We start from the raw sequence: 25272 nt of genomic DNA, 5'->3' as shown, positions 1-25272 counted from the left end.
CGTACGGCGATAAAGGTCTGTGCCTGCCTTTCAGAGTAATCCACGACGGCGATCCGTGCCTGATCCTGATCAAGACCCGTGCTCAGGGTTTCTCGCCCTTGAGCCGGCGCAGGGCGATATCGTCCAGGCAGGTCGCCAGTTCACCGAGGTGATCGATCACCGAGTGCACGCCGAGGCTGAACAGCTCCACGGTGGCCTTGCCGCGCTTGCGTTCCCGTTCCTTCTGCGGCAGTGCCTGCCACTCCATGGGCGACAGGCCGCACAGGGGGCCGCAGGAGGCCAGGCCGATGGTCCACAGCCCGGCGTTCAGGCCCGATTGCAGTAGGCGCGGTTCGCCGCTGACCAGCACGCAGCCTTCCAGTTGCTCCACGCCGAGCGCCATCAGCGCATGCCAGCAGGCATTGGGCGCCGGCCACTGCACGCAGTTGGCGGGAGTCAGGGAAGGTTTGATCCAGTCGGGCAGGGTCGCGGCGAGCGGTTGGCTGACGGCGTGGGGCAATTCATCCAGCCAGGCGCAGGGCACGCCGCGTTGTTGCAGGCCCTGGAGAACTTCCAGGGCACCCGGCGTGGCGTGGTTATGCTCGTCCGGATCCAGGTGCGGGCGGGCGCGGGCGCCGAAATCCACCAGGCAACCGGTCAGGCCGAAAAGCAGGGCGGTGGGCACGGGCAAAGGTGCGACGGCGGGTAGTGGCATGGCAGCGTCCCTGATGATGACTGCGCAGAATAAGGCGCCGCCATGACAATTGGATGACTGCTCGTCCTTGGCCTAACCTGTAATTCTTTGTAGGACTTGTCCGAGTCATACTGCCTAAACCCGGGCATCCGCTTTATACTGCGCCTCATCAATCAGGGCATGGCGCCCCGCATCCCGTCTCATCCAAGGAGTTTCTCTCTATGCGCTGGATCGATCGTCTAGCTCAGTTGTCGTTGTGTGCCAGCGTTGCGCTGGTGCCATTTGCCGCACAGGCGGCGGACGAAGATCCGTGGGAAAGCGTCAACCGTCCTATCTTCAAGTTCAACGATGCACTGGACACCTACGCCCTGAAACCCCTGGCCCAGGGTTATCAGGCGGTCACGCCGCAATTCCTGGAAGACGGTATCCACAACATCTTTCGTAACTTCGGCGATGTCGGCAACCTGGTCAACGACGTGCTCCAGCTCAAGCCACAGGCGGCCGGCGTCGACACCGCGCGCCTCCTGCTGAACACCACCCTCGGCGTGGCGGGCTTCTTCGACGTCGGCACCAAGATGGGGCTGCAACGCAACGACGAAGACTTCGGCCAGACCCTCGGTCACTGGGGCGTCGGCAGCGGTCCGTACGTGGTCATCCCGTTCCTCGGCCCAAGCACCCTGCGCGATGCGCCGTCCAAGTACGTGGACAGCTACACCGAACCGTACCGCTACATCAACGACGTGCCGGCGCGCAACATCACCTTCGGCCTGGATATCATCGACACCCGGGCCAGCCTGCTGTCGAGCGAGAAGCTGATCAGCGGCGACAAGTACATCTTCATCCGCAACGCCTACCTGCAGAACCGCGAGTTCAAGGTCAAGGACGGCAAGGTCGTCGACGACTTCTAGTCCCCGGCCCCTGGCTTTGCGCCGCGCAAACGAAAAAAGGTGACTCGGTGAGTCGCCTTTTTCATGGGGGTAATTGCGCTCAGCGCATTTTCAGGATGCGCAGGCCCAGTTTCTGATCGTTGGCCCACACCACCTCGGTTTCCGCCTCCAGGCCCTTGAGCGCCGGGTGATCGGAGTCGATGCGCACCGAAATCCGGTCGCCGGCGTTGAACTGCCGGGGCGCCTCGACCTGCATGCCGGTGCTGGACAGGTCCAGGCACACCGCTGAAATCTCCAGGCCGGCGTGGATCAGCGTCACGTCGGCATCGACGCGCATCCGGATGTAATCACGCTTTTCACTGTAGTCACGATCGGTTTGGCTCATGGACTCTGTCCTTCGATTCCGTTGTGGTTTTCACACTTCTTATAACTCCCGGTGATTTGAGGTGTAAAGACCTCAAGCGACCATCGGCATGAGCTTGAAACGCCCGGCGGATGGGAGTACCGTCTGCGCCTTAGAAGGGCACCTCTGATACCGATGCACCGGACGTGATCGTCCGACCGATCGAGACAGAGAGGCTGAGGCCTGTACGAGAATTCGCCGAGCGGCGATCAGGCAAGGCAAAAACAGGAGAGGACGTGGAGTTGGCTGCTGTCAATGAGCATTCCGGGCCTGTTTTTGACGCAGCATGATCGTCGTGCAGGCAGCTCTCGAGTGAATCCAGTAGTACGAGCCGGGCATAAAGCCTTGCCGTCTACGCCAACCTAATTCTGGCGCCGTTTGCCCACATGCAAAAAACCAGTGCCACGCTGCTGATAATTGATGACGACGAAGTAGTGCGCGCAAGCCTTGCGGCCTATTTGGAAGACAGCGGATTCAGCGTCCTGCAAGCCAGCAACGGCCTGCAGGGACTTCAGGTATTCGAGCAAGCACAGCCCGACTTGGTGATCTGCGACCTGCGCATGCCCCAGATGGGTGGCCTCGAGCTCATTCGCCAGGTGACCGACCTCGCGCCGCAAACGCCGGTGATCGTGGTTTCGGGCGCGGGCGTCATGAACGATGCCGTCGAAGCGTTGCGCCTGGGTGCGGCGGACTACCTGATCAAGCCCCTCGAAGACCTCGCCGTCCTGGAGCACTCCGTGCGCCGGGCCCTGGACCGTGCGCGCCTGCTGCTGGAAAACCAGCGCTACCGGGAAAAGCTCGAGACCGCCAACCGCGAGCTCGAAGCCAGCCTCCATCTGTTGCAGGAAGACCAGAACGCCGGTCGCCAGGTCCAGATGAACATGCTGCCGGTCAGTCCCTGGAGCATCGACGACTTCAACTTCGCCCACCAGATCATTCCGTCCCTGTACCTGTCCGGCGATTTCGTCGACTACTTCCGGGTCGATGAGCGGCGTGTGGCGTTCTACCTGGCGGATGTCTCCGGCCATGGTGCGTCGTCGGCCTTTGTCACCGTGCTGTTGAAGTTCATGACCACGCGATTGCTGTTCGAGTCCAAGCGCAACGGCACCTTGCCGGAATTCACCCCCTCGCAGGTGCTGGGCCATATCAACCGTGGCCTGATCAACTGCAAGCTGGGCAAGCACGTGACCATGGTGGGTGGCGTGATCGATGAAGAAACCGGGCTGTTGACCTACAGCATCGGTGGTCATCTGCCGTTGCCGGTGTTGTACACCCCGGACAGCGTGCGTTACCTGGAAGGCCGTGGCCTGCCGGTGGGCCTGTTCAACGAGGCCACCTATGAAGACCACATTCTGGAACTGCCGCCGACATTTAGTCTTACACTGATGTCTGATGGCATTCTGGATCTTTTGCAGCAAGATACACTCAAAGAGAAAGAGGCTGCCTTGCCAGAATTGGTGAGAACAGCCGGCGGCAGCCTGGATGGCTTGCGCCAGGTTTTTGGATTGGCCACGCTAGGGGAGATGCCGGATGATATCGCCTTGTTAGTGTTGAGCAGGAATCTTTGATGAGTACCGGTAGAATCCAGTTCGCCGAACAGGATGGCACCTTCGTTCTGAAGTTCGTTGGTGAAGTGCGCCTGACCCTGTGTTCAGCGTTGGATGCCACGATCGAGAAGATCTTCACGGCACTGAATTTCACGGCGATCGTGATCGACCTGACCGAAACCCGCAGCATCGACAGCACCACCCTGGGCTTGCTGGCCAAGCTCTCGATCCTGTCGCGGCAGAAAGTGGGCCTGTTGCCGACCGTGGTGACCGTCCACGACGACATCACCCGTCTGTTGCAGTCCATGGGTTTCGACCAGGTGTTCAACATCGTCAACCGCCCGATCCCGTGCCCGGAATGCCTGACCGACCTGCCTTCGCAGGACCAGTCGGAAGAAGTGGTGCGGGTCAAGGTGCTGGAAGCGCACAAGATCCTCATGGGCTTGAACGACTCCAACCGCGAAGCGTTTCACGACCTGGTGAACGCGCTGGAGCGCAGTTGAGCGACTGACGCCACGAGCGTACAAAAAAGGGCGACATCCACCTGGATGTCGCCCTTTTTGCGCTGCTCCCAAAACACCGCCGGCCCCTGTGGGAGCCGGGCTTGCCCGCGAAGAACGATAACGCAGTCCCTGTAGGAGCTGGCTTGCCAGCGAAGAACGATAATGCGGTCCCTGTAGGAGCCGGGCTTGCCAGCGAAGAACGATAACGCGGTCCCTGTGGAAGCTGGGCTTACCAGCGATAAACGATAACGCGGTCCTTGTGGGAGCTGGCTTGCCAGCGAAGAACGATGACACGGTCTCTAGCCAGCCGCATTACCGCCCCTCCAGCAACTCCCCAGCCTGATCCAGCAGAGCCAGCGGATCCTTGGTCTTGTGAATATCCACCGACAGCAACTGCCGGAACCGCCGCGCCCCCGGAAACCCCGTGCCCAGCCCCAGCACATGACGGGTGATATGGTGCATCGCCCCACCGTCGGCGATATGCGCCGCCACATAGGGCCGCAACTGCGCCAGCGCCTCGGCCCGGGAAAGCACCGGCGCCTCACTGCCAAACAACTGCTGATCCACTTCCGCCAGCAGATACGGGTTGTGATAAGCCTCGCGGCCCAGCATCACCCCGTCAAACGTCTGCAGATGCTCGTGACACTGCTCCAGCGTCTTGATCCCGCCGTTGAGAACAATCTCCAGCTCCGGGAAATCCGCCTTCAACCGCGCGGCCACGTCATAGCGCAGCGGCGGAATATCCCGGTTCTCCTTGGGCGACAGGCCTTCGAGAATCGCAATTCGCGCATGCACGGTAAAACTGCGGCAACCGGCATCGCGCACCTTGCCGACGAAGTCGCAGAGCTCTTCATAACTGTCCCGGCCATTGATGCCGATGCGGTGCTTGACCGTCACCGGAATCGACACCGCATCGCGCATCGCCTTCACACAATCGGCCACCAGCTCGGGATGTCCCATCAGACAGGCGCCGATCATATTGTTCTGCACCCGGTCGCTGGGGCAGCCGACATTGAGGTTCACCTCGTCATAACCGGCGTCCTCGGCCATGCGGGCACAGGCGGCCAGATCGGCCGGCACACTGCCGCCCAGCTGCAACGCCAGGGGATGCTCGGAAGCGTTGTAGCGCAGGAAACGCTCATGATCACCGTGCAGGATGGCGCCCGTGGTAACCATCTCGGTGTAGAGCAGCGTGTGCTTGGAAAGCAGGCGCAGGAAGAACCGGCAGTGGCGGTCCGTCCAGTCCATCATCGGGGCCACGCTGAAGCGTCGAGAGGGCTCGGAGCGGATGGGGGTAACGTCGTTCAAGGGCATGGAAAATCGGTCGCTGTGGGCGCAGCCGGCGCGAATGGGGCAGGGCGCGGGCTTGAGTGGCGTGTGGGGCTAAATGGGATGGAGTCTATCAGAATATGAGCTGATCCAGCTGGCCGAGGTTCTGTCGGATCACATGAAGTCTTCGGTCTGTTGAAATGTGAAATACCATCGGACAATTTTGGTGCTAGCTACTTTTTGTGTTGATGGCGTATAGCTATCATTCTTGCCGAGTTAGTTTAATTTTCTGCTAGCGAGATTCAAAGAGGCAGCAATGTCTGCGTTGAAACAGCGGCATCTATCACGACACAGGCATGGAGCTTCAACGATGCGTTGCTACCCTAAGGTGATTTTGCGCAGAATCACAGTATTTTTCGGTCTCACCACGCTGTTGGGATTCAGTGGGTGTGTGATGATCCCCTTCGAAACACCGGAGGCCAGAAATCAAATTCAGCACGATCTGAGGCTGGCCCCCGATGAAATTCAGGCCATTTCGGAAACTAACTGGTGTTTCTATCAATACGGAAGCGATGTCGCTTGTACTGTGACTCAGGGTTTAGGTGTACTGACCGATAGTGGACTGACTCTTAGTCTCTATAAAAACAAGACGTACACTGAGGTCATTCGTATCAGTAGCGATCAAGTCGCCTGCGCCAAAACGGTAGGTGGCCGGGACGCAGGGGAGCCATTTGTTGTATTCATTCAGGATAAAGGCATTCTGGTCACGCCTGTCACACCGAGAGGAACAATAAATACTCCCGTAAAAGTGAAGTTCTTTGACTATCTGTTGAGCAAAGGCCAGCCTGTATTCAAGCATGCCGAAGGTTCCTATGTCCGCAAAACCGACCGGAAGAAAACCGTAGGCGGTGTGGTTCCTGGTACAGCCGTTCCTTGGCATACGGAGGTGAGCATCTGGGAAGTCGTTGACCCTTGTCCCACCAGCAGCTGATGTCGATGTATAAGCGAAGGAAAAAGGGGGGGCGGATTTAATTTTGAGGATTAACCTCGGTAAGTGCCCCGAAGAATATCGGGCGTTGGTTGCCCTAAGTTAGGGCTACCAACTTCCAGGTTGGAGCTACTATAACGTTCGATTGCAGCGAAAACGACTATGTACACGGTTTGATGAGAAATTAGAGTATTTGTTGGTTGTTATATTTTACTTCAGGTCCCACCAGCGAATCATCGCGCTAGGAGTGATTCCCATTATATCCGAGTCGCGAATGCAATCTAGATTTATTATGTAAACAATATTCGAAAGTGTCATGGGTAATGGTAGCCTGCTAGAGATACACGAAAATAATCTGTTTCTATCGTATCTATAAATGTGTTTTGCCAGCTCTGGAATGGTATTTAGTAGTTCAAGTGTCTCGGTATCCCTTGGTGATGCGACCAGTCGTAGGCGGAATTTATTTTGTAGCATTGCACGCCAATTTTGGTTTTTGTAATGCTTATAGGCTATTTCTTCAAACAGCTTCAGCATCGTCCATTCGCTGGTTTCTAAAGTTGCATAGACACCGTTGAGTGCACGATTTTCAGTATTTAATTCCGCCCAGTCATCTTCGCATTTGTACCTGAGATCATGATCAATTTCATGCCAGCCCTCAGATAGAATCGTGCGCAACTGAACCTCGAAAGTGTCATCTATAAGGTGTTGATGCTCATCTCCAACCAGGGTTTTTATGTTGAAAATCTTTGGGAGTTTGAATATTAAGTTGCATCTGTTAGCTTTAAAGTTTTCATGTTCTAGTTGGTCGATTTGGGAGTCTTCAGGCAGATAAATAAACTTTTTTTCTAGGATGCTACGTGCCACCTGAACATCATCTAAAAAATACAGTGCTATCCGAACTCCCAAGATGTCCTGAATTTTTTTTGAATCATTATACTTGTCGGGGTTTTTAGCTAATTTGGCAAGCAGAGAGGTTTGGGTTTTTTCTCTGAAAAATATACGAAACATTATGCCGTGCTTGGATATGGCCGATTCTATCTCTTTGATCAATAGCGCTGTTTGGCTAGATTGCATGATTAACGACCCAAAAGCTCTTTGATTGTGGAAAAATTTGAGGTGCTTAAATCTAAGCCAACCCAGTTCTTCTTTTTAGCAGTGGTAATAATTCCGTCTTTCCTCATTTCATCTAGTGCTTCGGAAATTAGATGGGACGGAAAAGGGTTGCCTCTATAAAATATGAAGATGGGTCGATGTGCAAATGCAATAGTTTCTTTTCCGATTGGCCAGAACTTTTCTAGGATATAGCTCTTTACAGTTTCGTTGTTTTCGAAGGTGGCGTTCGGAATCTGCTCCTCTTCTGAGGTGCACATAATGTCATCGCCGAACTGTTCGCAAGAAACGAATTCATTAGTGGTATTTGCTCCGGCGCTGGTGCAATTATAAAAAGTACAAGAGTGAAATATGCATAGGTGGATTTGTGAGAAGATAAAGTTGCAATTTTTAAATGTGCATTCGTGAAAGTAACAGTTGCTTACGAGTGCATCGGTAAAGAAGTCATCAGTGTCGAAGAGTACATCGTTGAATTGGACATGGTTTATGTCGCCAGATGCGCGATCTAGAAGTCTAAGCTCTAGTTGGATTCGTTCCTCGGGGGGATGAATTGAAGAGTTTCAGAGAGCTTGCTCCAAATATCTAAGCGTGATGCGAGAGAACGAGATGAAAATGAGTTGATCGCGGCTTCGACAAACTTGCTTTCTGCGACCCAACCTTCTGTAGGTGAGTCATTAAGATCTAATGCTACAAAGTGCCCCAATACAAAATCGTTGATGAAGCCGATCTTGTTGTCAGTCTTCGATCTGTCTAATAGGGCGTGATTGGAGAATCTATCGACCATCTCTTCATAAGTCGGTCGGCTGTCCATGTCGTAGCGAGCACGAGACTCTTCAATTAAATTTATTTCAGTTTGTGAAAAGTAACTGATGATATTTTCTTTGGAGTCTCGGGTGTAATCGTAAGTCATCATGTCTTGCGCTAGACGCTTAAGTATTCCTGACTGCTCTTCTATGGTTAGTTCTAGATCCTGTCTCTTGATTTCGCGAGTAAACATTGATAAGAAGTATTTTTCGACGATTGAATCAGGGTCTTCCAATATCTCGAAGAATTGAGTGTCGTTGATGAACTTGAGAAAAGTTAGAAGTACAGGGTTTGCAATGTTTTTTATGTTGATTCGAGATTGATCGAGTCGCTCAAGTCGCTCAGCAGGAAGCCAGTGACGAATCGATGGCTCTTTTAAGCTATATCTTACGAATTCAAAGTCGTTAGTGTGGGTGCCTATCCATTCATCAAAGTCGTCGCCCTGCAAAATGGCGGTTTTACGAGTTGTAAGAATAACTTTTGCTTCGCCATTTAGTATTTCTGCGATAGTCTCAAGCATGGCTTGGGACTTTTCAAAAAGAACATCTTCTTTCTCTCTCTCCTTAAGAAGTTCGTCAAAACCATCTAGCACGACGATCACACGGCCGTTTTTGATTTCTCTCAAAACAAGATCTGTGGAAACAGCAGGAAAGGAACGTGCTAGTTCCTTATGCAAAACATGGCTAAAAATTTTGGCCTGTCGGTCTCGAGAGAGTTCTGCGAACAAGACAATGTGATTCTCGTTCTCATCAGAAATCATCTTGGCGATTTCGTAAGCAGTACAGGTTTTACCAAAGCCTGCCGCTGCTTCAATGAGAATTAGTCTAGGCCCCGGAATGAATAATTCAGATTTAAGGTCTATTAGTAAGCTTTCTTCAGAGTGATGTTCGCTGGAGTTCTTCGAATATGGTGTGGAGATGTAGCTGTAGCTACTTTCGGTTTCGGGGAAAGAGACTTTGATTTTCTCGATGTGTTCTTCATAATCTTTAATGAAGTTTTTTTTAGTTTTAGAGATTGAAAAAAAGCCGCCAAATAGTTTGTTCTCTAGGTCGTGAAATGTTGTATGGTTGTACTCCTTAACTTGGAATCCCAGCTCTTCCAGTTGGGAATTAATAGATTCCGGTGTGCTTGTATTTGATATTTTTAGTATCGCGGCGTTATCAAAAATTCCCTGCTTAATGGTAAATACCATTAAAGTATTAGTGGAGAAATCTGCTCGGTATTCGAATCCATAGCCCGAAAATAAATCGACTATTTTGACAGTTTCTACTGGGGACATCGCCGCGATACCTTCCTTGGTTGGTGTACAAGATGATTCCAAAAGGATATCAATTTGCCATCAAATTGTCCATTTTGATCATCATTTTTTACTGAAAAATCAGTGATTCATACCTGCGAAAAGCCCTTAAGCATTAGCTTCGTGGCTACCTAAGCGAAAAAACAGCCCGTTTAGCCTGGTTCGATCCGGCGAAGCAGCGAGTCAGCCATTTTCTAACGATCTCAGACGCGCCAAGCCCTGCTCAAACTAGCGTTCTCGGTAATTTGATCCAATGCCGTGCGTTTTCGCCCACATCTGCGAAGCCTTATTCTTCTGCAACTAGTGTGAGTTCCATAATCGCTACTTTGAGAGACAACTGATTTTCGTAGATTTTTCGAGAACGACAGGGAGAGAGTACTCAATGGACATGCCTTCGACTCCATTCGGAAAGCTGGAGGCATAGTAGGGCAGCTGGAAGGCTGATTTCAGATCGAGGCCGGGGGAAGGGTAATGTCGGTAAGACGATGCAGGAACGGCTCTGCAACTCTTGTAGACCTTAGCGTTGGCGAGTTGGATGTTGAGAAGAGAGTTGAGGCGATTGCTTTAAATTTGCTACATAGAGCTATGAGCTATAGATGGTACTGATTCATCAGGGTAGATGGGGCTGTAGCGTTTAGTGCATCCAATCCATCACCGGCGCAACGCTGAAACGTCGAGAGGGCTCGGAGCGGCAAGGGGTAACGTCGTTCAAAGGCACGAAAGGTCTGTCGCTGTGGGTGCAGCCGGCGCGGGGCGCGGGCTTGAGTGGCGTGAGGCTGAATGCGGTGGAGTTCATCAGAATATGGGGTGGTTCAGATGATGACGGCTGCGTCGGATAACTACTGAGGCCAGGCTCAGGACTGCTTAAATCCGTTCACGCCGTTGAGAGCCAGGATCAAATCCTGCTCACTCATTGGCGGGCTGTAAGAAGCCACTGATCAGGGTGATGGAAGATGTGCCCCCTGGCTTAGGCCGAAGGGGCGGGAAAGATCACACCAGCTGAAACCGCTGACCTACACCTGAGCCATACCCCCGTCCACGCAAAGATCGATACCCGCAACAAAACTGCTTTCATCGGACGCAAGGAACAACGCCGCCGAGGCAATTTCATCCGGGCGGCCCAGGCGGCCCAATGGCACCGCTTGGGCAAAGGAGGTCTTCACTTGATCGACTTCCTCTTTCGTCGTCGCCTGGCTGTCCATGATCGGGGTATCGACCGGGCCGGGGCTGAGGGTGTTGACGCGGATACCGCGATCTTTGAGTTCGAGGGTCCAGGTCCGGGAGAACGAGCGGATGGCCGCCTTGGTGGCGCTGTAGGTGCTGTAGCCGGGAATGCCTTTGGTCGACGCGATAGAGGCGGTCAGGATGATCGAGCCGCCGTTGCGCATCAGCGGCAGGGCTTTCTGTACGCTGAACAACAGGCCCTTGACGTTGATGTCGAAGGTCTTGTCATAGTGCTCGGCGCTGATCTCGTCGATGGACTTGTTGTCGACGATGCCCGAGTTGGCGAAGAGCACGTCGATGCTGCCTTTCTCGCGCTGTACGACTGCGTAAAGCCGGTCCAGGTCTTGCTGGTTGGAGACGTCACCCTGAACGGCGGTGACATTCCGGCCGATAAGCGCGACGGCCTTGTCCAGTTCTGCCTGGCGTCGGCCAGTGATGAACACGTAAGCACCTTCGCTCACGAATCGCTGCGCGGTGGCCAGGCCAATGCCGCTGCTGCCGCCGGTGATGACTGCGATCTTGCCTTGTAATCTGCTCATGTCTATTACTCTCGGGAGGATGCGAACACGACTGGCGCTGCGTTGAGTCGCCAGCCTCGTGGTGGGCATCAGTTTCTCCTTCGAGGTAAATACCGAGAACGCCGGTTGTGTGAATAACACCTATGCCTGAGTTGAATGAGGTGACAGGGTACTTTTTGTGAGTCGCGACACCGGATTGGTCGCAGGATTGAAGCACCCGCACTAATTCAATCCGGTCGCCCGCATCCAGCCCCAGGAAGGCTCGTACCTGGGCAGCAATAGTGACTTGTCCTTTGAAACCTAACCCTGCGACCTCAACCCTTTCACCAGCCACGCTCCAACCAGCAGAACCAGCGCATTGATCGCAAAGGCAATCCTCACCGACAGCGCCCAGTCGCTGATTGCGTGCAGCACAATCCCCATCACCGCTACGCCTGCGAGTGCACCGATCTGGCGGTTGGCATTGAGCGAGGCGGCCGCGACGTTGGAGTAGGTGGCGCCGGCCACATGCATGACGCTGCTGATAGCTGCGGGCAGCGCCAGTCCCATGCCGGCATTGCACAAGGCAATGGCCGGCACGATCCAGAGGTAGGCCACGCCGCCGCCCACGCAGGCGGTGACAAGGCTGCCAAGTACGGCAATGCTCAGCCCGGTGAGCATCACCCGGCGTTCGCCGAAGCGCTGGGCGAAGCGGCCGGACGCATAGTTGCTGATCGGCACCGTGGCCATGACCGGCAGCATCCAGGCACCGGTCTGCAGCGCCGTGGTGTGGTGAAACTGCTGGAGCAGCAGGGCGACCAGGAAGATCTCGCCAAACAGGGCGAAGTTGATCAGAAAGCCCAAGCCGTTGAGGGCCCAGAAATTGGCGTTGTGGCGCAGCGGCGCGGGGATCACCGGCGAGGACGAGCGCTTTTCCCGCAGGATCACTGCGAGCGCACCGAAGGCGGCCACGGTCATCGCGATCCGGTTGGCCGGGGCTGTCCAGCCCAGCGACGGCCCTTCGATCAGGACGAAGCTGAGTCCGGCCAGGGTCAGCATGATCAGCAGGTGCGTGGGAAGGTTGAAGACGATGGGTCTGCGTGGGGAGGTATGTATCGCCCACAGCGTCAGCAGGATACCTAGCAGGCCGATCGGCAGGTTGAGGTAGAAGATGCTTCTCCAGCCCAGGTCATTGACCAGCAATCCGCCGATAAAAGGGCCGGAGCCGGCGGCGGCCCCGACGATGGCGCCCCAGATGCCGACCATCCGTATGCGCGTGCTGCGGTCGGGAAAGGCTTCGGTCAGCAGGCTCAGGGAGCTGGGCATGAACAGTGCGGCGCCGATACCCTGCAGGAAGCGGGCGCCGATCAGCATCGGTGCCGAGGTTGCCAGGCCACATAGCAAGGACGCCAGGATGAACCAGGCGAGACCGAGCATATAGGCGCGCTTGGCCCCCAGCACATTCGCCAGGGCTCCGCCGAGCAAGAGGAACGAGGCGAACATCAGGGTGTAGGCGTCGATGACCCAGACCAGCGACGACAGGGTCACGTCGAATTCCCGTTGCAGATCCGAGAGCGCCACATTCACCACGGTCACATCGAGCATCGCCATGACAAAACCCAGTGCCACCGCCAAGAGCACCAGGGCAGTGGGGGCGCGGCTCGTGGGGGCCACGACGCTTTGGCAAGGCACACTCATGCAGCAAACTCCTCAATCTTGGCGGGGGGGAGTCCGGTCGGACTTCGTCAGTACGATAGTCGATGCTTGGTATCTAGAATGCCAACGCATAAAACTGATTTCATGCAGTTGAAAGTCGAATGGATTGCGCTTGAAAGACTTGGGAGGGGGCGTGGTGCCGATCTCTATCCAGGCCGCCATGGCGGGTAGGGGGCGGGTTACCGCCGGATCATGCAGACCCCGCTTCTTTCTGGTGTCGAACAGTCAGGATCGTGACGGTATCGAGATCAATTCGATAGCGCGCTACATAGCCGCTGTCTCCAAAATCAATCAACCATTCCCGGTACTCATCGGGCAGGTCATCCACCAGTCTGCCGATCTGCGGCTGCGCTGCCAGTAGCCGCACACCCTGGATGATCGCTTCACCCGCGCGTTTCGCCGCATCGGCATTCTTTGGGCGAAGAAACTCCCGTAGCCGTTGAATATCCCGGATGGCGGCGGGGGCGAAGATCATTCGTGGCATGGAGGTGCAGGTAGCTCGTTCTCAGTTCCCCAACTCGACAGCCATTTCTCGACATCTTCGGCCGTCGCGTGCAGTCCGGTGGCTTGAAATTCTTCCCAGGCTTGCAGCGTCTCCTGTCGGAACGTTTCACGTTTTTCTTCGCGCTCGACGTACTGTGCGATAGCCTCACGCATGATCCAGTGCGAAGTACGGCGGCGAGCATCGGCCAGATGCTGCACGCGTCCTTTCAGCTCATCATCAAGCTTGATGGAGGTTGGGGTTGCCATGTCGGTCTCCTGTAGCAAAAGGTAATACCTGACGCTACTGCAGTTTAGTTACCGCACGCCACCCTGTCCATGACCTCGATTTCGACCTGAATCTTTGCGGGGCAATCAGCTCCGATCCGCACTACATTACTTTCAGACAGACCAACATTTGCAAAGCCCGACAGGAGCCCCTCATGACGATGATTGACTCGGATCTCTTGAAGCCCTACCTGGCGGCCCGGGACAGCGCTCGCGCGGCCTGGCGGCTGACGGTGGCGTCCTTGAGCAAGACGCCGAAGGAGGCGCTGGAGGAGGGGTTCAGGGCCGTCAGGATCGCCGAGCGGGCGTATTACCGCTGCTGCGAGGATCTGTGCAATGTGGTGCGCAGCGAGATGGAGCGGGCGGAGGATGAGGTGGCCGTGCGGGGGCGTTTTGTCGACGGTAGCCTCTAGGAGGCAGGCCACGGGGGCGTGGCCTGTTGATTCCGGCGATGGGTCTTAAATCGTCAGCCGCCGGGGTCGTTCCAGCAGGGCATCCACCATCGCCCTGGCCATTTCCACCGAGTGCGTCACGGTCCAGATCTGATCGCTGGCGATGCCATTGGCGCCTGTGCTGATGTCGTCGGCAACGTATTCGGCCGTTTTCAGAAGTTGTGAAACGCTGGTCAGTGCGTCCTGGAGATTGATGTCTTCGCGGACGGAGAAGAGCGGTTGTTTCCGAGGTTTGCCGGGGACTGTTTCTTGAGAAATGGAATCCACTTTGTCTTCTGCTGTCGAGTTCATCGAAGTACAAGGTGGATCAGGTGTGATCTTGATCATCTATGTATCTCCTATATCGGGGGCCTACCGATCGCCTGCTGTCAAACAAGTGAGGGTGGCAGTTGTGTGCGGGTTGACAGACCGGAGATATAGGAATCCGGCGCACCCGAAGATGCCCCGCACACAGCCGCCATATTACTGAATCACAGACATAAAAAAACGCCTGCATTCGTAGATGGGGCGCTGCTTGCGCCTATATCGTCATTTCGGTCTGTCAAAACCGGTCGCCGATTTGGCGGCGACCCTGAAAAACTATCGGGATAGACAGGCTGCGGCAAGGCTGCGAATCCTGCAAAACCGTAGGTCTTATCGACGTTTCGAGTGGGCTATCTCCTACTCGTTGTACCGAGTGTGAGCCACCCGGCGCGTTCGGGATCTTCGGCGTCTGAAAATAAAAATTTACAAAGTTGAAATGAACTTTTTCTGTTTTAAATGATGTCCTGCGTATTTATCTGCTTTGTAATCTTTGCGCGTAGTCCATTGCCTACATAGTGCGTAGGAGTAGCGGATAACTGGCTGTGGAAAACTCAAGATTACTCAATGAAATATGAAGCCGATCTGGAAAGTCCCTGTTTCACCGCCCATGAACAAAGCTCACATCTGCGTTAGGTTGACAGCGCTCCCCATGAGGGAGCCTGTTCAATCAATGGAGTGAGAAAATGAACAAACCTTTACCCAATCCAGTGCTCCGGCACGGTCGTGTCATTTCCCCCGCCAGTCGCGGTTCGGTCGCCGTCGAAGTCGGTCTGCTCGGTAACTGGCAGGTCAATGAAATGGAAGGCGGCAAGAACTTTCCGGCGCTGACCGCCGGGCCTTTCCCCGCGCCCTTCGAGACGGATGATCCCAGCGTCGTGCCTCCGGCTGACGGCCATATCCTCAGTGGTGGCAAGACCGATGACCGCGATTGCCTCAACTTCACCAACGAAGAGATGAGCCAGAAGCTCAATCGCCCCTTCACCTGGCCGCTGCTGAATGTCGATCCGGGCCAGGTCTTCCAGGTGAAATGGGAATACACCGCGCCCCATGTCACCCGTGGCTATCGCTGGTTGATCACCCGGGATGGCTGGGACCCGAAGCAGCGCATCAGTCGTGCGCAGCTGGAGGCCAAGCCGTTCTTCGAGGACTTCTACCCGCAGGTGCCGTACTACCAGCATACCGACGAGCTCAAGGCCCGGGTCGATCATTCGGTGAAGCTGCCCTCCGGCAAGAAAGGCCATCACGTCATCGTCCTGCTGTGGATCGTCGCCAATACCGGCAATGCCTTCTACCAGGCTTTCGATGTGGACTTCAAATAACGCCGTGAACCGGCGGACAACCCTGTGCAATTTCTGAAGGATCAGAATGTGACCACTATCAATTTTTCACTGCAAAAATCCCAGGCCAATGATTCGGCATCGCTGATGCCGAGCCTGGATGGCAAGAAAATCCTCATGGGTTTCTGGCACAACTGGGCCGCGGGCCCAGGCGATGGCTATCAGGGCGGCAAGTTCGCCAATATTCCCCTGGTGGATGTCCCCAAGGAATACAACGTCGTGGCCGTGGCCTTCATGAAGGGCAACGGTATCCCGACCTTCAAACCCTACAATCTCTCCGACGAGGAGTTTCGCCGCCAGGTCGGTGTGCTGAACAGCCAGGGCCGGGCGGTGCTGATTTCCCTTGGCGGCGCCGATGCGCATATCGAGTTGCGCAAGGGCAGCGAGCAGCCGCTGGCCAATGAAATCATCCGCCTGGTGGAGACCTATGGTTTCGACGGGCTGGATATCGACCTGGAACAGAGCGCCATCGACTACGCCGACAACAAGGCCGTGCTGCCCGCTGCCCTGAAGCTGGTCAAGGATCACTACAAGGGCGAGGGCAAGCATTTCATCATCAGCATGGCGCCGGAGTTTCCCTATCTGAGCAGCAACGGCAAGTACGTCGACTACATCAAGGCCCTCGAAGGCTATTACGACTTTATCGCGCCGCAGTACTACAACCAGGGCGGCGACGGCGTCTGGGTGCCTGAAGCCAATGGCGGGCAGGGCGCCTGGATCGCGCAGAACAACGACGCAATGAAGGAGGACTTCCTCTACTACCTGACCGACAGCCTGGTGACGGGGACTCGCGGTTTCACCCGGATCGCCGCGGACAAGTTCGTCATCGGCCTGCCGGCCAACGTCGATGCGGCGGCGACGGGCTATGTGATCGACCCGACGGCGGTGAGCAATGCCTTCAAGCGACTTGATGCGGCAGGGCATTCGATCAAGGGGCTAATGACCTGGTCGATCAACTGGGACCAGGGCCTGAGCAAGAGTCAGGTGCCTTACAACTGGGAGTTCCGTAATCGTTATGCGCCACTGATCCACGGCGCACGAGCGACGACGGCGGACAAGCGCCAGGCGTGAGACGCCAGCAAAACAAAACCCGGCATTTTCGCCGGGTTTTGTCTGTCTGGTCGGCGCCGTGCCCGGCGCTTGTCAGGGGGATCAATATCGCCTACGGCCCGCTTCAGTCCTTCCTTGCAATCTTGGCCTTGGTCTTGACCTGTCCGCGCGGGTACAACGATTTCCCCAGTTTCTGGCGTTCATCCAGGGGCAGGGTGCCGGCAAAGTCCGCCACGGTGTTGTCCACCAGTACCCTCAGGGCATCGTCTGCCTCACGGGCGCGGCCAAGGTCGGCCATCAGTGCGCTGCGATCCAGTGTCGGCGCCTCCAGTTGCCTGATCACATCCATGCGCGCTTCACGCCCGGCGATGATCAGCGGCTGACTGTCCGCCTGGTTGCGTCGCAGCAACTGCCGCAATTCTTTGCGGCGTGCTTCGGGCAGTTGCTGCATCGCCTGGCGCAAGCCGTGGGGATTGACCACGGTCTCGGCGGGCTTGGCGTTGACCAGCCAGTGATACAGGCCGCCGCCGACACCGCCGATGAGGAACACATTGAACAGCAACGACACGACCAGCAGCGGTTTCAGGTACTTGGGCTTCAGGTGCTTGGGTGGCGGGGTCATTGCTCGCTTTCCTCGGCGTTGACGGTAAAGACGACATCGGCATCGCCATGGTCGAAGACGCTGGGCAGCACTTCGGCTGACAGCATCGGCAGCGGCAGGCTCAGGGACGCCACCAGGATGCCGGCCGCGACACCGGCCACGCCGACCCCGACAAAACCCGCGGGGGAAAGCCAGCCGGCATAGCGGCTCCAGAACGATGGCGGTCGCGCGGGATTGGCCGACAGGCGGACCTGTCGGATCAGCGCCGGATCCACGGCCGGCAGTGTGTGGCTGTCGAGCAGGCTGTCGAGCCAGCGGGCCTGTTGCACGGCGTCGAGGGCGGTACTGTCGCCGCGATCGAGCAGCGCCTGGGCGGCGGCCTGTTCGCTGGCCGGCCAGCGTCGCAGGTCGGCACCATAGGCCTCGGCCAATTGACCAAATCGTTCGGGCGTCATCGTTTTTCCCTCCCTAGGCTGGCTTCGCCGGATGTCTCGGCAAGGTAGCTGCGCAGGTTGCGCCTGGCCCGCGACAGCAGGCTTTCCAGTGCCTCGACGCTGATATTCATCAGTGCCGCGGCTTCGATGTTCGACAGCTCCTGGTAATACTGCAGCACGATGGCCTCGCGCTGCCGGTCGGGCAATGCCGCCAGCGCCGCGGCCATCTGCTCGCTGCGGGCGGTGGCTTCCAGTTGTTCATCGGGCGGCGGCGTGCTGTCGACCACCTCGATCATGTCCTCGTCATCGGCCAGCGGGCGCTCCTTGCGCCGGCGCAGGCGATCATGACAGAGATTGAGGGCAACCCGGTGCAGCCAGGTGTCGAAACGTGCCTCGCCGCTGCGCCAGTTCGCCGCCTGTCTCCAGATGCGCAGGAAGCTTTCCTGCGCGACATCCTTGGCCTCGTCGGCATCACCGAGGATCCGACCGGCGAGCGCCAGCAGACGGGGCAGCTTGCGCGACACCATCTCGTTGACGGCCGCCGGTTCGTTGTTGCCGATGCGGGCCAGCAACTCAACGTCCGGATCAGTTTCTTTCAATATGGCAAATCCCGGTCCGGTATCTGAGTGTCAGGTGCAGGGCGCCGCCTGGCAGCGAAGTGTGCTGCCAGGCGACGTGGGCTTAGCGGATCCAGTGGCCTTCGACCCAGAACCAGCGCGGTCCGTGGGCTTCCCAGTGGCCGGGTTCCCAGCGCGCGTTGCGCATCACCGGCTGCCAGTGGCCCGGTTCCCAGACATAACCGCGACCTTCCCAGCGCCAGTGCCCGCGGTCCCAGGCGTAACCGGGACGTTCGACGGGAACGGCTTCGACGCGCACGGGCGGCGGGGCTTCGCGGATGATGACTTCGGTCTGGGCAAAGGTCGGCGTGCTGGTCAGGGCCGCGAATGCCAACGGGATAAGCAGGGCATAGCGTAATTTGGCCAGAGGTCGTGCAGGTCTCATGACAACTCCTTCATGCGGCGGACGAAAGTGAACGCTGCTGATGGGTTGAACGCGGGACGCCCGGAAAATCCGTCGCGAAAAAAACAGTTTTTTTCACGGCGGATTTGAGGCGTTGTTCGAGGGAAGTATTGCCCAGGGTTTGCGGGCAGTTCATGAAATTGTTGAAAGGTAGCGACGGATTCCGGCGGGTGGTGACGTTCAACCGGTAACCGCTGGCAATCGACAGATGCTTTGGCCCTGTCCGTTACCCGCCATATCCACCGTGCCCTACCTGCTGAATCATGAGGAAAACCACCATGTCTCGTCGTCTCTCGTTGCTCGTTGCCGCCGTCCTGCTCCTGAGCCTCAGTGGCTGTGTGATCCTGCCGGGGCACCGCGATCATTGCTGCTGGCGCTACTACGGGGCTGTCTCCACCTCGACGGGGGTAGCGGTTTCCTGATCGGCGATCCCGGCGTCTTTCCGTGCCTGACGGGAAAAGGGGCGGGACGAGCCTTGCCCCTCATGACGCCGTCCCGGATCTTGTCCTGGGTTTTTTCGGCTTGCCCAGGACGCGATTCAGTTCCCCGGCCACGGCAATCAACTGCTGTTCAAGCGCCTGGACCTCGTAACGGCCGATGCCTTCGTTGAGCGTCAAGACTGCCTCGGCCCGTTTCCGCGGGGCGGGCGCAAGATTGTGGGTGTCGTGGGAAATCAGGGCCTGGCGCAGCAGGTTGTTGATAATGGTCTGGTAGCCCGTTCCCGCGCTTTCGGCGAGTGCGCGCGCCGCGTCGATTACCTCGTCGTCCAGCATGATGGTGATCCGTGTCTTGCCCGTGCTGCTGGCAACGGCCCCACGTCTGGCTTTGCTGAAGTCATACTCTTCTTTCATCGGTCAATTCTCCAGATATTGGCGACGTTCATTTCTCGAGGCCGCTCGTACACTGATGATTCGAACAAAATCCGGATCACGGTAGGTATCGTCGGGCCATAAAAAAACCGCATCAATGATGCAGGCTGTTTCAGGCCGATCTGGCCATGCCGGACACGGTGTGTGTCGGAGCTTGTACGCCACGTCGAAACTCGGGCCAGAGCCTTTGGATGGTCTTGATGGAGGCGCGGTCAGAACAGGGCTGACACAAATGGAATCAGTTTACAGCTTGCCTTTTTGGGTTTGTTTTAACTGGAAATTCGTAAAAAACAGGCCCATCATTCGCCGCGCTGTCTACGCTCCAGGGGACTGCTGCGTGTCTGTGCGAAGACCGTGAACCACTCGCCTTTTTTCAGGAACTCATCTTGTCTAACGTCTGCTCCAGCGGCCTCGATATTGGCTTCGCTTCTCTGAATTATTTACAAATCGGCATTCTGGGTGTCATTCAGGGCATCACCGAATTGCTGCCGATTTCCTCCACCGCCCATATGCGCATCGTTCCGGCCGTGCTCGGCTGGCAGGATCCGGGCTCGGCGTTTTCGGCAGCCATGCAACTGGCGGCCCTGGCGGCCGTAGTCAGTTATTTCTGGCGCGATGTGCGTGACGTGGTCGGCGGCAGTATCGGTGCGGTACGCCAGCGCGATTTCGACAGCCAGTGGTTCAAGCTGGCGGTGGCGATCATCCTGGCGACCATTCCCATCGGGATTGCCGGCCTGGCCTTGTCGTCCACCCTCAATGCCTGTGATTCGCCCTTGCGCGGCCTGACGGTCATCGGGATTTCCTGCCTGGTGATGGCGGTATTGATGGCGGTGTCGGAGTTCAGTTGCCGGCATCAGCGGGTGGTCGGCGAAATGCGCCTGCGCGATGCACTGATTGTCGGCATTGCCCAGATCGGCGCGTTGATCCCGGGTGTGTCGCGTTCCGGCTCGACCCTGACCGCGGCCCTGTTCCTCAACTTCAAGCGTGAAGAGGCCGCGCGCTTCTCGTTCCTGCTCGGCCTGCCGGCGATTGCCCTGGCTGGATTGAAGGAACTGTGGGTGCTGCACCACGCGCAGATCCCGGTGGAGGCCTGGACCCATCTGCTGTTCGGCCTGGTGGTGGCCAGCGTCTCGGCGTTCGGCGCGATCTGGGGCCTGATGCGTTTCCTCGAGCGCTTCTCGACCTGGCCGTTCGTGGCCTATCGGGCGGTCCTGGGGATCTTCCTGATCGTTTCGGTCCACACCGGTTTCCTGTCCTGATCGAGTGCCGGGGGCGCAACTTTCGCGCTGCGCCGCCTGGCCGGTTTCCCCCATTTACAGGCCCTGTCCGGCGGGCAAAAAAAAGCCCGCATGCGGGCGGGCTTAAATGGGAGGTTCACCAAAGGAGCAGGGACAAATATAAACAGCCGGCGCCCTTGGCACAGTGAAAGAAGTTTTATCTGAATGGCGCTGGAAGCCACGCACGGCAAGGGCTCAGAGCGGTTTTTCGATGCGGTCGTAGCGCTGTTTCAACTGCGTCAGGCGCTTCTCGTACTGATCCAGGAGACAGTCGTTGTCGCTGCCACAGGCGTTGCGCTCCTTGAGCCAGGCGACCTGCTCATCCTGCATGGCGCCCCGGTTTCCCATGGCGAACAGACCGCGCAGCAAGCGGTAGGTGGTGGCCATTTCGACGTCGAGGTCGTTCAGTTGCCGGTCGGTGCAAATGGCGATTTCGGCGGGCTGCTTGGCTTTGCCACAGTCGAAGCTGGCCGCCTGGGCAGTGCCCAGGAACAGGGGCAGCGCAGCCAGTACCCATAAAGATTTTTTCATGCTCGTCTTCAGCGCTCGGTTTTTACCTTGATTCCACTCAGACCAGCCTGGGCGCCATTGGTTTTACGGCCGCCTTGCGCTTGGCGCACCGATCGTTCCCACGCTCTGCGTGGGCACGCCGCCCGTGACGCTCCGCGTCACTCGCACAGCGGACGCGGAGCGTCCATAGAGGCGTTCCCACACGGAGCGTGGGAACGATCAGCCAGGGCGGTTTCAGTTGCGCAGCAATCGCGCTTGCAGGTGCTGGCGCACCTCAGGCCATTCATCGTCGATGATACTGAAGCGCACCGAATTGCGCTTGCGCCCGTCGGGCATGATCCGTTCGTTGCGCACGATCCCTTCCTGCCTGGCGCCCAGGCGCAGGATCGCCGCGCGCGAGCGGGCGTTGATCTCATCGGTGGTGAACTGCACGCGTACGCACTCCAGGTCCTCGAAGGCATGGCGCAACATCAGGTACTTGATCTCGGTGTTGACGAAGCTTTTCTGCCAGCGGGCCGAGATCCAGGTACTACCGATCTCCAGCTTGCGATAGGTGCGGTCGATCTTCCAGAAGCGCGTGGAGCCGATGATTTCGCCTGACTCCTTGAGCACGATGACAAACGGCATCCCGTTGCCGGCTTCGCGCCCGGCGAGGGCGGCGCGGATGTACTGTTCGACGGTGGCTGTCGAGGGCACGACGGTGAAGGGCAGGTTCCACAGTTCGCCGTCCCGGGCCGCCTCGACCAGGGCATCGGCATCATCGAACTGGAGCGGGCGCAGCAGCAGGCGCTGCCCCTCGAGGGAGCGGGTAAGCAGGAGGTTTTTCACGGCACGGACTCGCGGGGGTGGTTCTCCCTCGCATTACAGTGAGCACGAGGGGCCTTGGCAAGGACCATTTGTGTTGAAAGCGCAGGTGCCAATGTCGGTGGCACCTGCGGACGGGCGGCCTTACTCGACGGTGTAGCTTTCCAGTTGGTTGCCGTCGGCATCGAATACCAGGCGTTGCGCGTCGTTTTTCGGATCGTAGACCGTGTACTGGGCATCGTTGCTATTGGCCGAGACCTTGCCCTGGGAGAAATAACCCAGTTCCTTGACCACGCGATTCTGCCGGTCGATCAGCACCAGGCCGTCAAAGCCCTGTTCGGGCTCGGCTGCCGCCAGGTTCTTCTGGAAGGTGTAGATGGATTTGTAGGCCAGGGGAATCTGCAGCTTGCCTTGCAGGTCGATGGCCCCGCGCTTGCTGTCCTTGACCACGATGGCCATGCCGTTGGAGAACGGCTGGACATCGTCGTAGGGCAGGTTGAAGGGCAGGCGTTCGCCACGGCTGTTGATAAAGGCGAACTGCTTGCTCTTGAGGTTCTGCACCAGCAGCGGCTGTTCACCTTCGAAGGTGCCGATCACATTGAAACCTTCCGGGTTGATTTTTTTCCCGGTCAGGTCGAACACCTCGTCCAGGTGCCGGTCGGCGCTGCTGGTATAGATGAAGTCGCCGTGTTGCGTCGCGTTGGAGTAGCGCGGCGGCAGGATTTCCTTGCCGGCCAGGGTGTAGGCACCGTATCTGGGTTGGAATTCATAGGTCTTGTCGCCGAGGCGGGCGATAAAGATATCGCCGCTTACCTGCGGACTGACGAACTTCATGGGGATCGTGAACTGCTGTTTTTTCAGGTCATAGACGCCATAGGGGCCGTTGGATTCACGCTCCACCAGCAGCAGGTCGTCCTTCAGCGATTGTTCGATGACCTCGAAGGGCAGTTGTTTGAGGGTATCGGTGCCGGGCAGCAGATAGAAGTATTTGCTCAGCAGTTCCACGGTGTCGTCGTCGACGGGCTTTTCGCTGACCACCATGCTGTAGATGCCCGGCTCGGACAGGGCCTCGATACGCAGGAAGCGCGGCTTGATCAGCCACTTGCCACTGGCATCGACAAAGCCGGCACGCCGGGTCTTGTCGTCATAGGCGATGTAGTGGCTTTGCACCGGCGTGCTGTTGAGCAATTCCAGGGAGGCCGTGCGCTGCACCGCCGGGGCCAGGACATAGAGGGTGACGCGCTGCGGCGTGTCTTCGAAGTGGTACTCGGCCTGGACATTGCTGTGGCTGTCTTTGCTGTCCGGCAACGCCTGGACGAACTGTTCAAGATGTTGCTGGAGGCTCTTGCTGTCGGGGTACTGGTCGAAGTGCTTGCGCACCGTCACCAGTTCCTCGTAGTACTTCTTCAGGTTGGCCTTGGCTTCTTCCGAAGGCAGCGTGTGCGAACTGCTGCCGGTGTTGTGCAGGGGCTTGTCCGGATTGGCGCCATACGCCTGCACCACCAGGGATGTGTCCTTGGGGGGCGACAGCAGCAGGGAGGCGCTCTTGTCGGAAATGGCCGACAGTTGATACTGCTCGCCGTTGCCGAAGCTGGCCTTCGGGTGATCCTTGTCCAGCACGATCTTGCGCACGGACGGATAACTCGGATAGGTCACCGTGACCTTCAGCTTGTCCAGCGGCTTGTTCACCGTGAGCGCCGCATCGGAAGGCCGTCCGCTTTCCTTCAGGGCGGCGGTTTCGCTCGGGTTGACGATATCGGCAAAGGCCTGTTCCGAACCGTCCCTGAAATAGACCCGGTCGATCTGGTACTGCTCTTCCAGGCGTTGCTCGGGCGGTGCGGCGCGTTGCCAGAAGTCATCGAGAGGGCTGGTGTCGAGACGGACCAGGCTGCCGGCGGTGCCGATTTTCTGGATGACCCGCGGGGTGTCCTTGAGGTTCGCCAAGGCCTGTTCGACCTCCGGTGTGGCAAAGGGCTGGAACGGCGGGTCGTACTGCAATTCGGTGGGGGGTGTATCGCCTGTCGCCGGGCTGATCTGCAGGTCCAGGCCCTCGATCATCGCCTGGGCATTGAGGGTGCTGCGCATGACCGTGATCAGGTAGTTGAGGCGCTTCCTGGCTTCTGGCAGCGACAGCGAGGCAAGGTCGTCGATATCGCCTTCGTTCATGTCCTCGGCGCCGTATTCCTCGCCGCTGATGATCGTCGGTCGATCATGGGATTGCACCAGGTAGTAGCTGCCGCCTGCCGCCAACAGGGCAACCACCAGTGCTGATAACGCCGCGATCCGGATATTTTTCTTGTGCATGAGACGTTCACTCCCTGAAACCGGCTCGCAATACCGCGAACAACGATGGTTCCTTGGAGGCGCCGAATGGGAAAACATTCCCTTCGGCGATGCTGTTTATTGGCTATCAGTGTGTATTCGTGGACTGTTTCGCAATCGAAGGGGGTTATTCCTGGCTGATATCCAGCAATTGCGGCTTGGCAATCGTCAGGTAGTCGCGGGTGGCAAGGACCATGGAGGCGTCCAGGCGCCCGGCATTGAAGGCGATTTCCTCATAACGACGGGGCAGGGCGGGGTCGACGATCAGTTGGATCCGCTCATCGAAGACGAACGGCGGAATCGCGCCGATTCGACAACCGGTCAGCGCCATGGCGGTTTCGGGCTTCACCAGTTCGGCCTTTTTCCCGCCCAGGGCGGCGCCGAGTTTTTTCATGTCGAGCTTCTGGTCACCCGGCAGGATGGCCAGGGCATAACGTTCGGCCTGGCCCTTGAGGGCGCAGAGCATGGCCTTGGCGCCCTGGCCAGGTTCGGTGCCACGGATCTGCGCGACCCGTTCCGACTGGCCCTCGGCGTCGTGCAGCAAGACACGGTAGCTGGCGGCATGGGCGTCCAGCAGGCTGACCAGTTGATCGAAGATCGGGTACAT

28 protein-coding genes and 2 pseudogenes are annotated in these 25272 nt (G+C 57.5%); 9 read left to right on the top strand and 21 right to left on the bottom strand.

Annotation, left to right across the window (positions count from 1 at the left end):
• Nucleotides 1-82: 82 nt before the first annotated feature.
• Nucleotides 83-694 (bottom strand): HAD family phosphatase, encoded by a 612-nt coding sequence (locus tag KI243_RS21275; protein WP_177119071.1) that lies wholly within the window; start codon nucleotides 692-694, stop codon nucleotides 83-85.
• Between the two features lie 200 nt (nucleotides 695-894).
• Between KI243_RS21275 and KI243_RS21270 the strand changes: the two genes are divergently transcribed.
• Nucleotides 895-1581 carry a VacJ family lipoprotein gene (locus KI243_RS21270; RefSeq protein WP_017127878.1) on the top strand — a complete coding sequence of 229 codons (687 nt, stop codon included), beginning with the start codon at nucleotides 895-897 and terminating at the stop codon, nucleotides 1579-1581.
• 79 nt (nucleotides 1582-1660) lie between these two features.
• Here the strand turns inward: KI243_RS21270 and KI243_RS21265 are convergent, their stop codons facing one another.
• Nucleotides 1661-1945 (bottom strand): PilZ domain-containing protein, encoded by a 285-nt coding sequence (locus KI243_RS21265; RefSeq protein WP_017127879.1) that lies wholly within the window; start codon nucleotides 1943-1945, stop codon nucleotides 1661-1663.
• Between the two features lie 404 nt (nucleotides 1946-2349).
• On the opposite strand from KI243_RS21265, the gene rssB reads away from it, so the two are divergent.
• Nucleotides 2350-3531 carry a two-component system response regulator RssB gene (rssB, locus tag KI243_RS21260; RefSeq protein ID WP_017127880.1) on the top strand — a complete coding sequence of 394 codons (1182 nt, stop codon included), beginning with the start codon at nucleotides 2350-2352 and terminating at the stop codon, nucleotides 3529-3531.
• Nucleotides 3531-4013 (top strand): anti-sigma factor antagonist RssC, encoded by a 483-nt coding sequence (gene rssC, locus KI243_RS21255; protein WP_017127881.1) that lies wholly within the window; start codon nucleotides 3531-3533, stop codon nucleotides 4011-4013. The genes rssB and rssC overlap by 1 nt, the downstream gene beginning before the upstream one ends.
• Before the next feature lie 312 nt (nucleotides 4014-4325).
• Here the strand turns inward: rssC and dusA are convergent, their stop codons facing one another.
• Complete coding sequence (gene dusA / locus KI243_RS21250) at nucleotides 4326-5327, bottom strand: tRNA dihydrouridine(20/20a) synthase DusA (protein ID WP_212809883.1); 1002 nt, start codon at nucleotides 5325-5327, stop codon at nucleotides 4326-4328.
• Nucleotides 5328-5652: 325 nt separating this feature from the next.
• Between dusA and KI243_RS21245 the strand changes: the two genes are divergently transcribed.
• On the top strand, nucleotides 5653-6273 hold the full coding sequence (locus tag KI243_RS21245; RefSeq protein WP_212809882.1) for a hypothetical protein: 621 nt from the start codon (nucleotides 5653-5655) through the stop codon (nucleotides 6271-6273).
• A gap of 207 nt (nucleotides 6274-6480) precedes the next feature.
• On the opposite strand, the gene KI243_RS21240 is transcribed toward KI243_RS21245, so the two are convergent.
• From KI243_RS21240 to KI243_RS21215, 6 genes are all read right to left on the bottom strand, one after another.
• Complete coding sequence (locus KI243_RS21240; protein WP_212809881.1) at nucleotides 6481-7344, bottom strand: RelA/SpoT domain-containing protein; 864 nt, start codon at nucleotides 7342-7344, stop codon at nucleotides 6481-6483.
• Between the two features lie 556 nt (nucleotides 7345-7900).
• Complete coding sequence (locus tag KI243_RS21235; RefSeq protein WP_212809880.1) at nucleotides 7901-9463, bottom strand: NACHT domain-containing protein; 1563 nt, start codon at nucleotides 9461-9463, stop codon at nucleotides 7901-7903.
• Between the two features lie 1031 nt (nucleotides 9464-10494).
• The gene (locus KI243_RS21230; RefSeq protein WP_177086807.1) at nucleotides 10495-11244 is read right to left on the bottom strand and encodes a glucose 1-dehydrogenase; all 750 of its coding nucleotides are present in this window, start codon (nucleotides 11242-11244) and stop codon (nucleotides 10495-10497) included.
• A 279-nt stretch (nucleotides 11245-11523) separates the two neighbouring features.
• Entirely contained in the window at nucleotides 11524-12900 is a 1377-nt protein-coding gene (locus tag KI243_RS21225; protein ID WP_212809879.1) for an MFS transporter, read from the bottom strand.
• A 208-nt stretch (nucleotides 12901-13108) separates the two neighbouring features.
• Nucleotides 13109-13402, bottom strand: a complete 294-nt coding sequence (locus KI243_RS21220) for a type II toxin-antitoxin system RelE/ParE family toxin (RefSeq protein ID WP_042936135.1) — start codon at nucleotides 13400-13402, stop codon at nucleotides 13109-13111.
• Complete coding sequence (locus KI243_RS21215) at nucleotides 13390-13668, bottom strand: CopG family ribbon-helix-helix protein (protein ID WP_017127942.1); 279 nt, start codon at nucleotides 13666-13668, stop codon at nucleotides 13390-13392. The genes KI243_RS21220 and KI243_RS21215 overlap by 13 nt, the downstream gene beginning before the upstream one ends.
• A gap of 173 nt (nucleotides 13669-13841) precedes the next feature.
• Between KI243_RS21215 and KI243_RS21210 the strand changes: the two genes are divergently transcribed.
• Nucleotides 13842-14099 carry a hypothetical protein gene (locus KI243_RS21210; RefSeq protein ID WP_017127943.1) on the top strand — a complete coding sequence of 86 codons (258 nt, stop codon included), beginning with the start codon at nucleotides 13842-13844 and terminating at the stop codon, nucleotides 14097-14099.
• 45 nt (nucleotides 14100-14144) lie between these two features.
• Here the strand turns inward: KI243_RS21210 and KI243_RS21205 are convergent, their stop codons facing one another.
• Nucleotides 14145-14465: a DUF3077 domain-containing protein gene (locus KI243_RS21205; RefSeq protein WP_017127944.1), complete on the bottom strand. Its 321-nt coding sequence runs from the start codon at nucleotides 14463-14465 to the stop codon at nucleotides 14145-14147.
• 659 nt (nucleotides 14466-15124) lie between these two features.
• Here KI243_RS21205 and KI243_RS21200 point away from each other — a divergent pair.
• Both KI243_RS21200 and KI243_RS21195 read left to right on the top strand, forming a co-directional pair.
• On the top strand, nucleotides 15125-15760 hold the full coding sequence (locus KI243_RS21200; RefSeq protein WP_177063762.1) for a lytic polysaccharide monooxygenase auxiliary activity family 9 protein: 636 nt from the start codon (nucleotides 15125-15127) through the stop codon (nucleotides 15758-15760).
• 105 nt (nucleotides 15761-15865) lie between these two features.
• Nucleotides 15866-16810: pseudogene (locus KI243_RS21195) on the top strand (chitinase); the annotation flags it as partial.
• Between the two features lie 142 nt (nucleotides 16811-16952).
• Here KI243_RS21195 and KI243_RS21190 read toward each other — a convergent pair.
• From KI243_RS21190 to KI243_RS21170, 5 genes are all read right to left on the bottom strand, one after another.
• Nucleotides 16953-17450 carry a periplasmic heavy metal sensor gene (locus KI243_RS21190; protein WP_017127947.1) on the bottom strand — a complete coding sequence of 166 codons (498 nt, stop codon included), beginning with the start codon at nucleotides 17448-17450 and terminating at the stop codon, nucleotides 16953-16955.
• Complete coding sequence (locus tag KI243_RS21185; RefSeq protein WP_177108795.1) at nucleotides 17447-17884, bottom strand: hypothetical protein; 438 nt, start codon at nucleotides 17882-17884, stop codon at nucleotides 17447-17449. The genes KI243_RS21190 and KI243_RS21185 overlap by 4 nt, the downstream gene beginning before the upstream one ends.
• The gene (locus KI243_RS21180; protein WP_042936136.1) at nucleotides 17881-18462 is read right to left on the bottom strand and encodes an RNA polymerase sigma factor; all 582 of its coding nucleotides are present in this window, start codon (nucleotides 18460-18462) and stop codon (nucleotides 17881-17883) included. The genes KI243_RS21185 and KI243_RS21180 overlap by 4 nt, the downstream gene beginning before the upstream one ends.
• Nucleotides 18463-18544: 82 nt before the next feature.
• Nucleotides 18545-18865 (bottom strand): YXWGXW repeat-containing protein, encoded by a 321-nt coding sequence (locus KI243_RS21175; protein ID WP_017127950.1) that lies wholly within the window; start codon nucleotides 18863-18865, stop codon nucleotides 18545-18547.
• Between the two features lie 10 nt (nucleotides 18866-18875).
• On the bottom strand, nucleotides 18876-19067 hold the full coding sequence (locus KI243_RS21170; RefSeq protein WP_212809878.1) for a hypothetical protein: 192 nt from the start codon (nucleotides 19065-19067) through the stop codon (nucleotides 18876-18878).
• 94 nt (nucleotides 19068-19161) lie between these two features.
• Here KI243_RS21170 and KI243_RS21165 point away from each other — a divergent pair, with 94 nt between their 5' ends.
• On the top strand, nucleotides 19162-19305 hold the full coding sequence (locus KI243_RS21165; protein ID WP_167331653.1) for a hypothetical protein: 144 nt from the start codon (nucleotides 19162-19164) through the stop codon (nucleotides 19303-19305).
• 60 nt (nucleotides 19306-19365) lie between these two features.
• Here the strand turns inward: KI243_RS21165 and KI243_RS21160 are convergent, their stop codons facing one another.
• Both KI243_RS21160 and KI243_RS32940 read right to left on the bottom strand, forming a co-directional pair.
• Nucleotides 19366-19734, bottom strand: a complete 369-nt coding sequence (locus KI243_RS21160) for a BrnA antitoxin family protein (RefSeq protein ID WP_177108793.1) — start codon at nucleotides 19732-19734, stop codon at nucleotides 19366-19368.
• A gap of 3 nt (nucleotides 19735-19737) precedes the next feature.
• Nucleotides 19738-19821 (bottom strand): annotated as a pseudogene (locus KI243_RS32940) (BrnT family toxin); the annotation flags it as partial.
• Between the two features lie 317 nt (nucleotides 19822-20138).
• Here KI243_RS32940 and uppP point away from each other — a divergent pair.
• Nucleotides 20139-21011 (top strand): undecaprenyl-diphosphatase UppP, encoded by an 873-nt coding sequence (uppP, locus tag KI243_RS21155; protein ID WP_017127953.1) that lies wholly within the window; start codon nucleotides 20139-20141, stop codon nucleotides 21009-21011.
• Between the two features lie 213 nt (nucleotides 21012-21224).
• Here uppP and KI243_RS21150 read toward each other — a convergent pair whose 3' ends face one another.
• The 4 genes from KI243_RS21150 to KI243_RS21135 all read right to left on the bottom strand — a co-directional run bounded on the left by KI243_RS21150 (nucleotide 21225) and on the right by KI243_RS21135 (nucleotide 25272).
• A complete protein-coding gene (locus KI243_RS21150; protein WP_212809877.1) occupies nucleotides 21225-21560 on the bottom strand; it encodes a lysozyme inhibitor LprI family protein in 336 nt (111 codons plus the stop codon).
• Between the two features lie 213 nt (nucleotides 21561-21773).
• Nucleotides 21774-22367 (bottom strand): GNAT family N-acetyltransferase, encoded by a 594-nt coding sequence (locus KI243_RS21145; RefSeq protein WP_244861761.1) that lies wholly within the window; start codon nucleotides 22365-22367, stop codon nucleotides 21774-21776.
• Nucleotides 22368-22487: 120 nt separating this feature from the next.
• A complete protein-coding gene (locus KI243_RS21140; RefSeq protein ID WP_212809876.1) occupies nucleotides 22488-24647 on the bottom strand; it encodes a WG repeat-containing protein in 2160 nt (719 codons plus the stop codon).
• A gap of 145 nt (nucleotides 24648-24792) precedes the next feature.
• Nucleotides 24793-25272: a YbaK/prolyl-tRNA synthetase associated domain-containing protein gene (locus KI243_RS21135; RefSeq protein WP_212809875.1), complete on the bottom strand. Its 480-nt coding sequence runs from the start codon at nucleotides 25270-25272 to the stop codon at nucleotides 24793-24795.

It is taken from the genome of Pseudomonas sp. Ost2, from assembly GCF_018326065.1.
Lineage (GTDB): Bacteria > Pseudomonadota > Gammaproteobacteria > Pseudomonadales > Pseudomonadaceae > Aquipseudomonas > Aquipseudomonas gingeri.
Note: the sequence above shows the minus strand (reverse complement) of the source record. Positions and strands in the feature narration are given on the sequence as shown.